The 14,128-nt window shown below is 66.6% G+C and carries 17 protein-coding genes; 14 read left to right on the forward strand and 3 right to left on the reverse strand.

Going from position 1 to position 14,128, the window contains the following annotated elements; translation table 11 throughout:
• Nucleotides 1-97: 97 nt before the first annotated feature.
• A complete protein-coding gene (gene sucD, locus TBIF_RS09855; protein WP_024794644.1) occupies nt 98-1,000 on the reverse strand; it encodes a succinate--CoA ligase subunit alpha in 903 nt (300 codons plus the stop codon).
• Between the two features lie 12 nt (nt 1,001-1,012).
• Entirely contained in the window at nt 1,013-2,179 is a 1,167-nt protein-coding gene (gene sucC / locus TBIF_RS09860; protein WP_024794645.1) for an ADP-forming succinate--CoA ligase subunit beta, read from the reverse strand.
• Between the two features lie 444 nt (nt 2,180-2,623).
• On the opposite strand from sucC, the gene TBIF_RS09865 reads away from it, so the two are divergent.
• Nucleotides 2,624-3,475 carry a M23 family metallopeptidase gene (locus tag TBIF_RS09865; protein WP_024794646.1) on the forward strand — a complete coding sequence of 284 codons (852 nt, stop codon included), beginning with the start codon at nt 2,624-2,626 and terminating at the stop codon, nt 3,473-3,475.
• Between the two features lie 65 nt (nt 3,476-3,540).
• Here TBIF_RS09865 and TBIF_RS09870 read toward each other — a convergent pair whose 3' ends face one another.
• On the reverse strand, nt 3,541-6,063 hold the full coding sequence (locus tag TBIF_RS09870) for a UvrD-helicase domain-containing protein (protein WP_024794647.1): 2,523 nt from the start codon (nt 6,061-6,063) through the stop codon (nt 3,541-3,543).
• A gap of 179 nt (nt 6,064-6,242) precedes the next feature.
• Here TBIF_RS09870 and TBIF_RS09875 point away from each other — a divergent pair, with 179 nt between their 5' ends.
• From TBIF_RS09875 to pgi, 13 genes are all read left to right on the forward strand, one after another.
• Nucleotides 6,243-6,521, forward strand: coding sequence for a chorismate mutase (locus TBIF_RS09875; RefSeq protein WP_024794648.1), 279 nt, complete (start codon nt 6,243-6,245; stop codon nt 6,519-6,521).
• Nucleotides 6,522-6,567: 46 nt separating this feature from the next.
• A complete protein-coding gene (locus tag TBIF_RS25370) occupies nt 6,568-7,077 on the forward strand; it encodes an Rv0361 family membrane protein (protein ID WP_024794649.1) in 510 nt (169 codons plus the stop codon).
• 39 nt (nt 7,078-7,116) lie between these two features.
• The gene (locus TBIF_RS09885) at nt 7,117-7,593 is read left to right on the forward strand and encodes a hypothetical protein (RefSeq protein ID WP_024794650.1); all 477 of its coding nucleotides are present in this window, start codon (nt 7,117-7,119) and stop codon (nt 7,591-7,593) included.
• Nucleotides 7,594-7,612: 19 nt separating this feature from the next.
• On the forward strand, nt 7,613-8,104 hold the full coding sequence (locus TBIF_RS09890; RefSeq protein WP_024794651.1) for an Rv0361 family membrane protein: 492 nt from the start codon (nt 7,613-7,615) through the stop codon (nt 8,102-8,104).
• Between the two features lie 67 nt (nt 8,105-8,171).
• Nucleotides 8,172-8,678, forward strand: coding sequence for an Rv0361 family membrane protein (locus TBIF_RS09895; RefSeq protein WP_024794652.1), 507 nt, complete (start codon nt 8,172-8,174; stop codon nt 8,676-8,678).
• Complete coding sequence (locus TBIF_RS09900; protein WP_024794653.1) at nt 8,675-9,184, forward strand: Rv0361 family membrane protein; 510 nt, start codon at nt 8,675-8,677, stop codon at nt 9,182-9,184. The genes TBIF_RS09895 and TBIF_RS09900 overlap by 4 nt, the downstream gene beginning before the upstream one ends.
• 126 nt (nt 9,185-9,310) lie before the next feature.
• On the forward strand, nt 9,311-9,970 hold the full coding sequence (locus tag TBIF_RS09905; protein WP_024794654.1) for an Rv0361 family membrane protein: 660 nt from the start codon (nt 9,311-9,313) through the stop codon (nt 9,968-9,970).
• Between the two features lie 64 nt (nt 9,971-10,034).
• Nucleotides 10,035-10,472, forward strand: a complete 438-nt coding sequence (locus TBIF_RS09910; protein ID WP_148302224.1) for an Rv0361 family membrane protein — start codon at nt 10,035-10,037, stop codon at nt 10,470-10,472.
• 99 nt (nt 10,473-10,571) lie between these two features.
• The gene (locus TBIF_RS09915; protein ID WP_024794656.1) at nt 10,572-10,985 is read left to right on the forward strand and encodes an Rv0361 family membrane protein; all 414 of its coding nucleotides are present in this window, start codon (nt 10,572-10,574) and stop codon (nt 10,983-10,985) included.
• 28 nt (nt 10,986-11,013) lie between these two features.
• Nucleotides 11,014-11,475, forward strand: a complete 462-nt coding sequence (locus TBIF_RS09920) for an Rv0361 family membrane protein (protein ID WP_024794657.1) — start codon at nt 11,014-11,016, stop codon at nt 11,473-11,475.
• Nucleotides 11,476-11,501: 26 nt separating this feature from the next.
• Nucleotides 11,502-11,891, forward strand: a complete 390-nt coding sequence (locus TBIF_RS09925) for an Rv0361 family membrane protein (protein WP_148302225.1) — start codon at nt 11,502-11,504, stop codon at nt 11,889-11,891.
• Nucleotides 11,892-11,893: 2 nt separating this feature from the next.
• Nucleotides 11,894-12,379 carry an Rv0361 family membrane protein gene (locus TBIF_RS09930; protein ID WP_038170554.1) on the forward strand — a complete coding sequence of 162 codons (486 nt, stop codon included), beginning with the start codon at nt 11,894-11,896 and terminating at the stop codon, nt 12,377-12,379.
• Nucleotides 12,380-12,438: 59 nt separating this feature from the next.
• A complete protein-coding gene (gene pgi, locus TBIF_RS09935) occupies nt 12,439-14,127 on the forward strand; it encodes a glucose-6-phosphate isomerase (RefSeq protein WP_024794660.1) in 1,689 nt (562 codons plus the stop codon).
• Nucleotide 14,128 lies beyond the last annotated feature (1 nt).

Consider the following 14,128-nt stretch of genomic DNA (forward strand, 5'->3'; position numbering starts at 1 on the left):
GGTGTTGCCACACAGGAGGTTCAACAAGAACGCCCCGCACCAGCAAGCGGTGCGGGGCGTTCCATGATGTCCTCAGGCGACTACTGCCGCCGTCGCATCAGAGATTCTTGAAGATCTCGCGTGCCAGGTCGGCGGTGGCAGACGGCGTCTTGCCGACCTTCACGCCGGCGGCCTCGAGGGCCTCCTGCTTGGCCTGCGCGGTGCCCGAGGAGCCGGAGACGATGGCGCCGGCGTGGCCCATGGTCTTGCCCTCGGGAGCCGTGAAGCCCGCGACGTAGCCGACGACCGGCTTGGTGATGTTGGCCTTGATGTACTCGGCCGCACGCTCTTCGGCGTCGCCGCCGATCTCGCCGATCATGACGATCAACTTGGTCTCGGGGTCGTTCTCGAACGCCTGGAGGGCGTCGATGTGCGTGGTGCCGATGACCGGGTCGCCGCCGATGCCGATGGCCGTGGAGAAACCGATCTCCTTGAGCTCATGCATCATCTGGTAGGTCAGGGTGCCGGACTTCGAGACGAGGCCGATGGGGCCCTTGCCTGCGATGTTCGACGGGGTGATGCCAGCGAGTGCCTCGCCCGGGGTGATGATGCCGGGGCAGTTCGGTCCGAGGATACGGGTCTTCTGGCCCTTCTCCACGTTGTGGGCCCACGCGTACGCGGAGTCCTGCACGGGGATGCCCTCGGTGATGACCACCAGGAGGGGGATCTCGGCGTCGATCGACTCGAGCATCGCGTCCTTGGAGAACGCGGGGGGCACGAAGGCGACGGAGACGTCGGCGCCAGTCTTCTCCATGGCCTCGGCGACCGTGGCGAACACGGGCAGCTCGATGGTGGAGCCGTCCTTCGCAGTGTGCGTGACGACGGTGCCGGCCTTGCGGGCGTTGACGCCGCCCACGATGTTGGTGCCAGCCTTGAGCATCAGCGCGGTGTGCTTGGTGCCCTCGCCGCCCGTGATGCCCTGGACGATGACCTTGGAGTCTTTGTTAAGGAAGATAGACATTCGGTGCGTCCCTTACTTTCCGGCGGCGAGCGCAGCGGCCTTGTCGGCGGCCTCGTCCATGGTTCCGACAACGGTGACGAGCGGGTGGTTCGCCTCGGCCAGGATGCGGCGACCCTCTTCGACGTTGTTGCCGTCGAGACGGACGACCAGCGGCTTGTTGGCGCTGTCACCCAGGGTCTTCAGTGCGCCGACGATACCGTTGGCGACCGCGTCACAGGCGGTGATGCCGCCGAAGACGTTGACGAACACGCTCTTGACCTGCTCATCACCAAGGATGACGTCCAGGCCGGCGGCCATGACGGCTGCGGACGCGCCGCCGCCGATGTCCAGGAAGTTGGCGGGCTTGACGCCGCCGTGCTTCTCGCCCGCGTAGGCGACGACGTCCAGCGTGGACATGACCAGGCCGGCGCCGTTGCCGATGATACCAACTTCGCCGTCGAGCTTGACGTAGTTGAGGTCGCTCTCCTGAGCCTTCAGCTCGAGGGGATCGGTGGCGCTGTGGTCCGCGAAGGCCTCGTGGCCGGGCTGGCGGAAGCTGGCGTTCTCGTCCAGGGTGACCTTGCCGTCGAGGGCGAGGATCTGGTCGTCCGGCGTGCGGACGAGCGGGTTGACCTCAACCAGGGTCGCGTCTTCGGCGATGAAGACCTCCCACAGCTTCTGGATGGTCACGGCCGCGGCGTCGAGCACCTCGGCGGGCAGGTGGCCCTGCTCGGCGATGCTGCGCGCGAACGCCAGGTCGACACCCTTGACGGGGTCCACGGCGATCATGGCCAGGCGATCGGGGCTGTTGACCGCGACCTCTTCGATCTCGACGCCACCCTCAACCGAGCACATGGCCAGGTAGTTGCGGTTCGCGCGGTCCAGCATGAAGGAGATGTAGTACTCCTCCGCGATATCACTGGCCTCGGCGACGAGGAGCCGCTTGACAACGTGGCCCTTGATGTCGAGCCCGAGGATGTCCTCGGCGTACTTCTGGGCATCGTCGGGGGTGGCTGCGTACTTCACGCCGCCGGCCTTGCCGCGCCCGCCGACCTTGACCTGCGCCTTCACCATCACTGCCTTGCCAATTTCTTCGGCAATCTTCCGCGCATCGGCAACCGTGTCGGTAACACGGCCGGGCGACGTCGGCACTCCGTGCTTGGCGAAGAGTTCTTTCGCCTGGTATTCGAAGAGATCCATCTGTTCACCGTCTCGTCTACGTTTTCGCCCACTCAAGGGGTGGAGCGGGTCTGTTCGGACAATATCGGCCCTGCGCCGATTCCTATCACACGCCCCTGGAACATGTGCGCCCGCTCACAGGAAGCAATGTGCGCGCGGCCGACAGGCATTGACACCATATCGGCACCCACCGTCATCCCTGACATTCGTCCCGGCCACCCGACCTCGACACTCTCGAGCGGAGGCGCGGCGCCTGCCCCTGAAACACGCCCGACGCGCGCACAGCCCCAAAATAGCTGTGCCCGCGATCACCCCAGGTCAACCGGTAGTCGCACCCGATTGCTATGCCATCCGTCCAACTACTGACTTGCCAAGGCCGAGATCGTTTCGTTATGGTCGCCGAGGAATTTATTACGAACAGGTCACGGGCAAAGGCAGCCTGTCAAATGCGAGGAAACCACAGTCTTGGTGCACAAGCAGAACGACACGACGTCGGATCACTCCGCCGACTCGGCTAACGAAGCCCCCCGCACTGACCCCAAGTTCCACGATCTACGGACCCTGCCCGCTGGCGTCCGCCGCGGCGGCGCGCACCGGATCCCCACCCCGCCCTCCGCACTGAAGGGTCGCGCGGCCGTCGTCGCAGTCGCCGCGGGCGCAGTCGTCGCCGCTGGCCAGACCGTCAGCGACGGCACGCCCGCCCCCACCACCTCGACCGGCGCGATCGCCTTGGCCGCCGGCACCTCGATCGCACTGCCCGGCGGCATCGACACCGCGAGCCTGGGCGAGACGTCGAATGTCCTGACCGTGCCGGACCTGTCCGGCGCCGAAGAGGCCGCCGAGTACGCGCAGCAGCTCGCGAAGGGCGCCGAGGCCGAGATCGCTCGTATCGCCCGCGAGGCGCTGGCCCTGCGCCCAATGTTCGTCAAGCCCACCTCCGGCACGCTGACCTCCAACTACGGGTCGCGCTGGGGCACCATCCACGGCGGCCTGGACATCGCGAACGCCATGCAGACCCCGATCTTCGCCGTCTCCGACGGTGAAGTCATCGACTCCGGCCCCGCCTCCGGCTTCGGCCAGTGGGTTCGCCTCAAGCACGCCGATGGCACCGTCAGCGTGTACGGGCACATCGACTCCGCCCTGGTCCAGGTGGGCCAGCACGTGACTGCCGGCGACGAGATCGCCAAGATGGGCAACCGCGGCTTCTCCACCGGCCCGCACCTGCACTTCGAGATCTGGGAGCACGGCACCGATCGCATCGACCCCGCGCCCTGGCTGGCCCAGCGCGGCATCAGCACCGCCGACTTCGCGGGCTGACCCCAAGCTATGACAGACAGCTGGCCGGTCACCGAAAGGTGACCGGCCAGCTTCGTACTGTAGGGCTACAGCTTTGTCATCGGGACCCCGCCGATCAGCATGAGCCGCACCTTGCCCGCGCTGCCGAAGTCGATGGTGACCGTGGCCCGGTTGCCCACGCCGTCGCTCGCGATGACACTGCCCAGTCCGTATTTGTCATGGTTGACGCGATCGCCCACCGCCAACACCAATTCCGAGTTGCGGGGCCGGGCCTTGCCGAAGCTCTCCTGCTGCTGCTGATGCCCGCTGCCAATGGACCGGCCGCCGCTGAAGCGCTCTCCGCCCCCGCCATAGCCGCCGCTGCCACCCCCGTAACCGCCGCTGCCACGTCCGCTGTCGCGGTAGCTGTTGCCGGAGCCACCTGACAAGCCAGGGTCGACCCGCCGCCAGTCCAGCAGATCCGACGGCAGCTCATTGAAGAAGCGGGACTCCGGATTGGTGATCGGCTGGCCCCAGGCAGACCGCAGCACGGCCCGCGAGATATACAGCCGCTGGCGGGCCCTGGTGATGCCCACATAGGCCAGCCGACGCTCCTCCGAGAGCTCCTGGGGATCGCCGAGCGCACGCATATGCGGGAACTGCCCGTCCTCCCAGCCGGTGAGGAACACTACGGGGAACTCGAGGCCTTTCGCCGTGTGCAGGGTCATCATCGTCACGACGCCGTCCTCGCCGTCGGGCAGCTGGTCCGCGTCGGCCACCAGCGAGACCCGCTCGAGGAAGGCGGCGAGGGAGCCGGGCACGGGCTGGCCGTCGTCCTCCGGCTCCTCGTCCACATCGGAGGAGACCCCGTCGGCCGCCTGCTCATCGGCATAGTGCTCGGCGGCGACCGCCGCGTTGACCGCGTCGGCGCTGAACTCGTGTGCGACGCTGACCAGCTCGTTGAGGTTGTCCAGGCGGGCGCCATCCTGGGGGTCGCTGCTGGCCTCGAGCTCGGCGCGGTAGTGGGTCCGGTCCAGCACCGCCTCGACGATGTCACCGACGGAGTGGCGCTCCGGGTCCAGCACGGTCGACTCGGGGTCCCCCAACATCGTGCGCAGCTCCGCCATCATCTCGGTGAAGCCAGCGATCGCGTTCTGGGCCCGGGTGTTGAGGAACGGCACGTCGCCGGCCGCCGCGTCCAGCAGCGCCGCGCCGAACCCGATGCCCAGGTTCTCCGCATGCACCGCCACGCAGGCCTCCGCGCGGTCACCGATCCCCCGTCGCGGGGTGTTGAGGATGCGGCGGATGCTGACTGTGTCGTCGGGGTTCGCCAGCGCCCGCAGGTACGCCACGATGTCGCGGACCTCCTTGCGCTCGTAGAACCGCACACCGCCGACCACCTTGTAGGGCAGGCCGAGGCGGATAAAGACCTCTTCGAGGGCGCGCGAGGAGTTGTTGGTGCGGTAAAACACCGCGACATCGCCGTACTTGGCATTGCCGGCGTCCACCAGACGGTCAATCTCCGAGGCCACGAAGGACGCCTCGTCGTGCTCGTTGTCCGCCACATAGCCGGTGATGAGCTCACCATCGCCGGAGTCCGTCCACAGCCTCTTCTCCCGCCGCCCGGTGTTCTTGGAGATCACCGCGTTCGCCGCGGCGAGGATGTTCTGGGTGGAGCGGTAGTTCTGCTCCAGCAGGATGGTGCGCGCGTCCGGGTAGTCCCGCTCGAACTCGATGATGTTGCGGATGGTCGCGCCGCGAAAGGCGTAGATCGACTGGTCCGCGTCGCCCACCACGCACAGCTCGGCCGGGGCCACCGCGGAGTCGTCGACATCGCCGGACACGCCGCCGACCAGCTCCCGCACCAGTGCGTATTGGGCATGGTTGGTGTCCTGGTACTCGTCCACCATGATGTGCCGGAATCGACGCCGGTAGTACTCGGTGACCTGTGGGAAGGCTCGGAACATGGCGACCGTCTCGCCGATCAGGTCGTCGAAGTCCAGGGCGTTCGCGCTGCGCAGCCGCTGCTGATAATGCCCATAGACCTTGGCGACCAACCGGGGCAGCTCGGCCATCTCCGACTCCGCGTCGACCGCGGCCTGCTCCGCGTCGATCAGTTCGTTCTTGAGGTTCGAGATCTGGGTGGCGAGCAGTCGGGGCGAGAACTTCTTGGTGTCGATCTCCAGATCCTTGGCGATCATCGTCAACAACCGCTTGGAGTCATCCGAGTCGTAGATCGAGAAATTCGTGTTCAGGCCCGGGATCAGTTTCGCCTGGGTCCGTAGAATCCGCACACACGTCGAGTGGAAGGTGGCCACCCACATCGAGTTGCCGCGGGGGCCGATCAGCGCGGAAACCCGCTCGCGCATCTCCGCCGCGGCCTTGTTGGTGAAGGTGATCGCGAGGATCTGGCTGGGCAGCGCCCCCCGCTCGCCCAACAGATACGCGATCCGGCGCGTCAGCACCGTCGTCTTGCCCGAGCCCGCGCCCGCCACGATCAACAACGGCCCGCCCGCATGCATCACCGCCTCCCGCTGCGGGGCGTTGAGACCCTCGAGCAGGGCGTCCTGGGAATCGTTCCGCTGGACATGACTGGGTGAGCCTGACCGTGCAGGTGAGTAACTGTTCATCGCACAACTACCGTACAAGCAGGCCCCGACATTCCTCCCTGGCTGCACCACGCGCACCCGTCCGCCGCCGCTCGTGGCAAAATGTGCCGGTACGCCGAATCAGCTTTGGCTCGCTCCGAGATGGCCGTCTGGCCGACGGGCATCCGCAGCGCTTCGCCACCCCCACGTAGAAAACCGGTATGAACATGCCAGCCGCCGATTCCACCCCGGAACAGCCCGCCGACATCGAGGCGCTGCGCCTGGAGATCGACCGGCTCGACTCCGAGATCCTTGCCGCCATCAAGCGCCGTAGCGAGGTCTCCCAGGAGATCGGCCGCACCCGGATGGCCACGGGCGGCACTCGCCTGGTGCACAACCGCGAGATGGCCGTCATCGAGCGCTTCAGCGATTTGGGACAGGAAGGCAAGACCCTCGCCCTTCTGCTGCTGCGGCTGGGCCGTGGCAGACTCGGGCACTGACCGCCCAGCCATGACCGCCCGGCCGAACACAAGGATCACACAGCCGATGCCCTCCACACCACGCCTGAACCTCGCCCGAGCCGCCACCGCTGCCCTCGCGACGCTCACCCTCGGCGGCGCGTTGATCTCCTGCTCCTCCACCACCGAGGACCCACCCCCCGCGGCCCCCGTCGACTCCGCACACGGTGCCATCGCACCCTCGACGGCGGCCGGCGCGCCCCTCGACCCCGCCGAGTATCCCGCCGATGCGGCTGATGCCGCGGCGATCACCACGCTGATCGACCAGTACTTCACCACCACCAACGCACAGGATGCCGACGGGTTCCGGGCGATCCTCTGCGCCGCGGCGCAGCCCGAGTTTGCGGACATCGAGAATGCCGGCCCGGTCTCTGACCCGATGCAGCTCGAGGAGCTCGCCGACATCGCCGTCGACGCCGACACCGCCACCGCGAACCTCACACTCACCATGGGCCAGAGCGCGAATAGCCCCTCTGAGACGGTGCCGTTCAAGTTCACCCGTGAGAACGGCGAATGGAAGGTGTGCGGCAGCCCCTAATCGGCGGGCCCACACCATCGGACTACTGCAAGGACGGCTATGAACTCGATCCTCGCCCGCGCCGCCATGGGAGCAGTGGCGACCGCGGCCCTCGCTGGCACACTGCTCTCTTGCTCGTCGGCCACCGAAGCGCCCGAGGCTGCCCCCGTCAGCGCGGAGACCACCGCCGCCCAGGCTCCGGGTCCGACCGAACCCGCCTCCACCGCGGACGAGGCCGCCATGTCGGAGGTCTTCCAGCGCTATCTTGAGACATCCAACGCGGGCCAGGCGCAGGCGTACCTCGCGACGGTCTGCGCCAGCGACCCCGTGCATTCCCAGGGCATCACCGACAGCGAGCCCAACCCGTATCCCATGAGCCTGGTGGGAATGAAGGACTTCACCGTCGACGGGGACGACGGTCTCGCGACCGTGACTGTGAAGATCGGCCTGGAAGAGTCCGCCGACAACATCACCCAGCGATTCACCTTCGTGCGTGCGAACGGCGCGTGGACCGTGTGCGGCGAGCAGGGGAAATAAATCCGGCAATGGAGGATCAGTGACCGAGCACCACGAAAAGCCTGACAGCCCCAACACGACCAAAGCGCTCTTGATCGGCCTTGCCCCCGCCCTCCTGGTCGTGGTGCTCCTCGTCGTCGGCGGACTGCTCTACACCGCGCCCGCGCCCGACTCCCCCGCCACCGCGACGCCTGCCGTCGCGCAAGCCGAGGGCTCCGCGGCAGCAGGGTCAACGACGGACGCGGCCGAGATCACCGCGGTGATGCAGCGGTATTCGGACGGCATGAACGCAGGCGACGCCGCACTATTCAAGTCCGCACTGTGCGAGAGCAGCCAGGCCCTCACCGCCGACTTGGCCGACCAACCCCCGCTCGAGAGTGGCCGGGGCAAGCTCGAGTCGGTCTCCGACGTCCAGGTGTCGGGCAACACCGCCACCGCGCTTATCACCGCGACGGTGGAGGACGCCCCGGACCTAGGCTCGAAATCGACGCAACTTAATTTCGTCAACGAGGACGGCTGGAAGCTCTGCTGATCCGATCCCCGGATCGGCGGCAGGTAACCTGGGCTGTCGTCCACCACCGCACCCCTGAGGAGCTCCGATGAGCCCGTCCGACCCGAGCGGCACCGCGGAGATCCCCAATCCGGTCCCCGCCGATGCCGAGTTCCCGGAGCCAGCGCTTCCGCGCCGGCCGCTGAACTGGATCCTCGTCGCCGCGGCCGTCGTCGTACTGGCTCTGATCGCGGCCCTCGGCGTCGCGACTTGGCTCAACATCCGGGAGGCGCCCGCCTCCGCAGACGAGGACCAGATCACGAACGTCATCACGGACTTCATCGACTACACCAATCAGGGCCAGAACGCGAAGGCGCAAGAGTTGGTCTGCTCGGGCATGACCGTCATGCAGAGCCTGACCGACAGCCCCGCAACTTCCAACCCCACCGACATCGTCCGGATCACCGGCATCTCGGTGGACGGTGACCGCGCGACCGCGATCGTCACCACAAGCAGCAGGTCGACGCTCAGCTCCGACGCCGGCCAGGAAAGTCAGAACACCCTGACAATGGACTTCCGCAATCAGGGCGGTTGGAAGGTGTGTACCCCGCAGTGAACGTGCCCCAAGATTTCGGCCCCGAGCCGGACCTCGATGATTTCCTGGCGCCCGACGAGCCCCGCAAGTCCCGACGGCTGATGATCAGCGTCGTCGCCGCCTTGACCGTGTTGGCCATGGTGGCTGTCGCGGTCACCTCAGTTCTCGTGTGGGCCGGCGACGACGCGCCCGCCGCAGGCGCCCAGGAACCCGCGGCGCAGGCCTCGAACCCCCAGATCACCGACGCCGCCAACCAGTATGTGGCGGCGGTCAATGAAGGCATCGCCGCCGACTACCTCGGCTCCATCTGCTCACCGCTGCGCACTCAGCTCGGCGACATCACCGACACCACGCCGGCCGACCCCAAGATGGCGGTCCTGGAGGTCACAGATGTGACTATCCGGGGCGAGATCGCCACTGCCAACGTGGCCATCGCCCCGGCCGACGTGCCCGACGCGACGCCGCGAACGGACAAGCTTCGGTTTCTCAACGAGGACGGCTGGAAGTTCTGCGGGCAGGCCCAATAGTCGAGTGTGGCCAGCAACGTCGGTGCCGCGCAAATAGTGTCGATCGATTTCTGACGGGTGTCCAATCATTCTGTAGTGTTCACGTGTTGACGGCACTTCGCCGAACGACAAACTTTAGGAGAGTTGATGAGTCCGACTGATAAGGGTGCAAACACGCCGGAGTCACCCAAGACGCCGGAGCCGAATGGGGAATCGATCCCAGACGAAACCACCCCCGTCGAGCCCGTCAGCGAATCGTCCGAGATCTCCCTCGCGAAGTCCTCCGGCGCGGAGGACGCCACCGCTGAAGTCCCCACCGCTGAGGCCCCCGTCGCAGACGCTCCCATCGGCGACGCGTCCTACCCCGCACCGGAGGACTTCGCCTCGTCCACCGCCGCATCCGGCCGCAGCAAGAAGCTCCTGGCGATCATCGCGGGCGTCTCCGTGATCATCATCGCGGCTATCGCCGTCCTCCTGGTCGTGATGCTGAACAAGGATGACAGCTCCTCGGACCGCGAGGCCCAGGTCAACCAGATCATCGAGACGTTCATCGAGGTGCAGAACACTGGCGAGGTCACCAAGGCCGCGGGGATCTTGTGCCAGGAGAACCTGGCCGAGTTCGGCGAGTTGAAGGATGGCGAGCCTGCGGCGGTCCAAATCAATCTCGATTCGGTCGACGGCCTCACCTTCTACCCGGTGTCCGCCTCCGCGACGCTCACGATTTCCGCCAAGGATGACCCGAGCCAGCCAGCCCAGCAGGTCCCCGTGCGGTTCTTGAACGAGGACGGCTGGAAGATCTGCAGCTAGTAGTCGCCCCGTCGACCACTGGAACGCCCACTCACTCAGCTTGACACTCACTTGAGGAGCCCTCGTGCGCGCTAGCCCGTTCGCAGCCCCGTCAATCCCTTCCAGGGCAAAGACCTTCGCGGCCGCCAGCGCTCTCGCTCTGGGCGCTGTTCTGCTCGCGTCGTGCTCTTCCTCCGCGTCGGACGCCCCCGACGTGACGCCCGGGGACCAGATCACGCAGGTCACCCAGAAATTCATGGATGCCACCAATAGCGGCAAGGTCTCCGCGGCGTCGGAGTTCCTCTGCAAGTCGACGGTGGATGCTCTGGGCCCCGACTTGACGGATGAGCCGGCACCCGAGGCGCAGATGCAGCTCGACAAGGTCGCGGACATCAAGATCGACGGCGACACGGCGACCGCGCAGGTCACCGTCTCCATGGCCGGAGATGGCGCTAGTGACGCCAAGCCTCAGGAGAGCACCATGAAGTACGTGAACGAGGACGGCTGGAAGGCCTGCCAGTAGTGCTCTCGACTCACAGCACCTAGATCACACGCCAGCAGTGCATCGCACTGCTGGCGTGTGTGTCCCACCGGCAAGCACCAGGAATACCCGAGGAGTCCTATGCGCCACCGCCCCCACGCCGCCACGGTGAAGACCACCGGAGCGACGCTCGCACTGGCGCTGGCTGCGGTTCTGTTGACGTCCTGCTCTGCGGCGGACGGATCGGGCTCAGACTCCGCAGAGGGACAGATCAAGCAGGTGACCCAGGACTACATCACGGCAGTCAACATGGGCAGGATGACCGAGGTGTCGACCCTGATCTGCAGCCGCCTAGCCAGCACTGTCCAAGGCGGTGGCGAGGACCTGCCGGAGTCGGCGAAGAAGGCACAGATCAACAGCTTCGACGCGATCACGGTCAACGGGGACTCGGCCACCGCGCACGTCACCGTGTCCGTGATCGACGATGCCGCCACTCCCGCGCAATCGGTAGAGATGCTTTTCGTCAACGAAGACGGCTGGAAGCTGTGCCAATAGCGAGCCAGCCCAACACTAAGGAGATCGAATGACGAACAACCTGACGTCCTTCCGCAAGGGCGCCACCATCGCGGTCGCGATTGTCGCCGGCACGCTGCTCGCGTCCTGCTCCTCGAGCAGCGACGGCGGTGAAGCGAATGCCGTCAGCACTGGCAATTCCGTCGTCGCTGGCGATTCCGCTGCCGATGGCGATTCCGCCGCCGCGATCACCCAGACGACCAACGACTACCTGACCGCAGTGAACTCGGGCAAGCTCGACGCGATCCGCGCGGTCTCCTGCAAGCAGGTCGTGGACGCGATCCCCGCGGACACCACGGACGGATCACCGCTTGCCCAGCAGATCGTGGTCGACTCCGTCGATAACATCGTGGTCGACGGCGACACCGCCACCGCCGACGTGACCGCCTCCCTCAAGGACACGCCCGACGTGGAGTCGCAGACAGAGTCCCTCAAGTTCGTCAACGAGGACGGCTGGAAGATCTGCCAGTGACGCCCCGCTCCCCCAAGTTTTGGTCCGTGACGTCGTTGGTGGCCGCGGTGCTGGTGATCATCGCGGCAGTGGCGGTCACGGTGGTGCTCACCTCCGAGGACGATGCCCCGGACACTGATAGCGCACAGATCATCGCCGCCACGCAGGCGTTCTACGAGGCGAACGCCGCGGGCGACCTGCCCGCTCTCACCCAGGTGACGTGCGCTCGGACTATGGCGACCTTCCCCGGCTTTCCCGAGGATCGGGCGCGCACAGAGTTGCGCGGCGTAGCCGAGATCGTGGTCTCGGGCGACACGGCGACGGGCTCGGTCTTGGCCGTCGACCCGGCGAGGCCAGAGCTCGACTCGGCGCTGATGCCGATGATCTACGTGAATGCGGACGGGTGGAAGCTGTGCCCGCCAACCAGCGAGGAGTGATCATGAATATCAGGCATCGAGCCACCGCGGTCGGCAAGACCGTGGCCGCCCTCGCGATCATCGGCGCCGTCGCCGCGTCGTGCTCCTCGAGCAGCAATGACGCGGCAGCCGCGAGCACCACAGAGGAGTCCTCGGCGAGCGCCACGGCCGACGTCCCGTCATCGGGGGCGCCAGCAAGCCCCGAGGACCAGGCCGAGATTGTCGCGATCACCAAGACCTATGTCACCGGACTCAACAACGGCGACGCCAAGATGCTCGAGCACGCGATGTGCCAGGCGACGTTGGCCAAGTACACCGATCTCAGCGTCAACGCGCGTCCCAGCGCCACACCGCAGCAGGTCAACACGATCACAGACGTCACGGTGGCCGGGGATCTCGGCTTCGGGACCGTCGAGTACTCGCTGGTCAACGATCCGTCGGCATCTGTCAGCACCGTTCCGCTGGCGTATAAGAACGAGGGCGGCTGGAAGGTCTGCGACGAGCCCTAATCGCCATTCCTGGCACTTGCCCCTCCGTCGCCCGGAATATTGCGGCTAATGTAATGGGAATGGACCACACCGCAGCTCGCGCCGACATCACGGACAGCGACGCCTGGCACGCCCTGCAGGCGCATTTCGACCGGATCGCGCCGACGCACCTGCGTGAGATGTTCGCCGCCGATCCGGAGCGCGGCTCGGAGATGACGATCGAGGCCGCGGACCTGCACTTCGATTACAGCAAGCAACGGGTCGACGCCGAGACCATCGCGCTGCTGGTGGATCTGGCGCGGGCCGCGGGCGTCGAGGAACGCCGCGACGCCATGCTGGCCGGCGAGCACATCAACACCAGCGAGGACCGCGCCGTCCTGCACACCGCGCTGCGCCTGCCCGCCGACGCGACGCTCACTGTCGACGGCGCGGACGTCGTGGCCGAGGTGCACCAGGTCCTCGCGGATATGGGCGCGTTCACCGACCGCCTCCGCTCGGGCGAGTGGGTGGGAGCGACGGGCAAGAAGATCGAGGCCGTCGTCAACGTCGGCATCGGCGGCTCCGACCTCGGCCCGGTGATGGCTTACCGGGCGCTGCGCAGCCACACCGACCAGGTGCATGTGCGGTTCATCTCCAACGCGGACCCGTCCGACGCCATCGCGCAGTTGGCGGGCCTGGACCCAGAGACGACGCTCATCGTGGTGGTCTCGAAAACCTTTGTCACCGTGGAGACTTTGACGAATGCGACCGTCGCGCGCCGCTGGCTGCTCGACGGCCTCGGCCTAGCCCCCGCGGCCGGAGAGGACCTCTCCCCCGCCGCCCGGGATGCCGTCGCCAAGCACTTCGTGGCGGTCTCCACCGCGGCGGACCGAGTGCGCGAGTTCGGCATCGACCCGGTGAACATGTTCGGCTTCTGGGACTGGGTCGGCGGACGCTACTCGGTGGACTCGGCGGTGGGCCTGGCCCTGATGGCCGCCATCGGCAAGGAGGCCTTCGGAGAGTTCCTGGCGGGCTTCCACGCCATGGACCACCACTTCACGACGGCGCCGCTAGAACACAACGCGCCGGTGATCTCCGGGTTGCTGGGTGTCTGGTACTCGAACTTCTTCGGCGCAGAATCACGGGCCGTGCTGCCATATGCCAACGACCTCAAGCGTTTTCCCGCATATCTGCAGCAGCTGACGATGGAGTCCAACGGCAAGTCGGTGCGCTCCGACGGCGCCCCCGTCAGCACCAAAACCGGCCAGATTTACTGGGGCGAGCCCGGCACCAACGGCCAGCACGCCTTTTACCAGTTGCTGCACCAGGGCACGCGCATCGTCCCCGCTGACTTCATCGGCTTCGCCCACCCCAATGAGGACCTGGCGACGATAGACGGCGGCAGCATGCACGATCTGCTGATGTCGAACTTCTTCGCCCAGTCCAAGGTGCTCGCGTTCGGCAAGACGGCCGACGAGATCCGTGCCGAGGGCACCCCCGAGCACATTGTGCCGCACAAGGTGATGCCCGGGAACCGGCCATCGACCACGATCCTCGCCCCGCGACTCACCCCGTCGGTGCTCGGTCAGCTGATCGCCTTCTATGAGCACTCGGTGTTCGTCGAGGGCACCATCTGGGGCATCGACTCCTATGACCAGTGGGGCGTGGAGCTCGGCAAGACCCAGGCGATCGAGCTCATGCCGGCACTCACCTCCGAGCAGGAGCCCGAGGGCCTGGGCGACTCCTCCACCGACGAGCTCGTGCGCCGCTACCGGGCCCAACGGAAATAGC

Origin of the sequence: Tomitella biformata AHU 1821 (genome assembly GCF_000524475.1) — a bacterium.
GTDB classification, from domain to species: Bacteria; Actinomycetota; Actinomycetes; order Mycobacteriales; family Mycobacteriaceae; genus Tomitella; species Tomitella biformata.

Bases quoted from the DNA above. Each gene is read 5' to 3' on its own strand.
- sucD (WP_024794644.1), bottom strand. From the start codon at position 1,000: ATGTCTATCTTCCTTAACAAAGACTCCAAGGTCATCGTCCAGGGCATC.
- sucC (WP_024794645.1), bottom strand. From the start codon at position 2,179: ATGGATCTCTTCGAATACCAGGCGAAAGAACTCTTCGCCAAGCACGGA.
- TBIF_RS09870 (WP_024794647.1), bottom strand. From the start codon at position 6,063: ATGAACAGTTACTCACCTGCACGGTCAGGCTCACCCAGTCATGTCCAG.
- TBIF_RS09875 (WP_024794648.1), top strand. From the start codon at position 6,243: ATGAACATGCCAGCCGCCGATTCCACCCCGGAACAGCCCGCCGACATC.
- TBIF_RS25370 (WP_024794649.1), top strand. From the start codon at position 6,568: ATGCCCTCCACACCACGCCTGAACCTCGCCCGAGCCGCCACCGCTGCC.
- TBIF_RS09885 (WP_024794650.1), top strand. From the start codon at position 7,117: ATGAACTCGATCCTCGCCCGCGCCGCCATGGGAGCAGTGGCGACCGCG.
- TBIF_RS09895 (WP_024794652.1), top strand. From the start codon at position 8,172: ATGAGCCCGTCCGACCCGAGCGGCACCGCGGAGATCCCCAATCCGGTC.
- TBIF_RS09905 (WP_024794654.1), top strand. From the start codon at position 9,311: ATGAGTCCGACTGATAAGGGTGCAAACACGCCGGAGTCACCCAAGACG.
- TBIF_RS09915 (WP_024794656.1), top strand. From the start codon at position 10,572: ATGCGCCACCGCCCCCACGCCGCCACGGTGAAGACCACCGGAGCGACG.
- TBIF_RS09920 (WP_024794657.1), top strand. From the start codon at position 11,014: ATGACGAACAACCTGACGTCCTTCCGCAAGGGCGCCACCATCGCGGTC.
- TBIF_RS09930 (WP_038170554.1), top strand. From the start codon at position 11,894: ATGAATATCAGGCATCGAGCCACCGCGGTCGGCAAGACCGTGGCCGCC.
- pgi (WP_024794660.1), top strand. From the start codon at position 12,439: ATGGACCACACCGCAGCTCGCGCCGACATCACGGACAGCGACGCCTGG.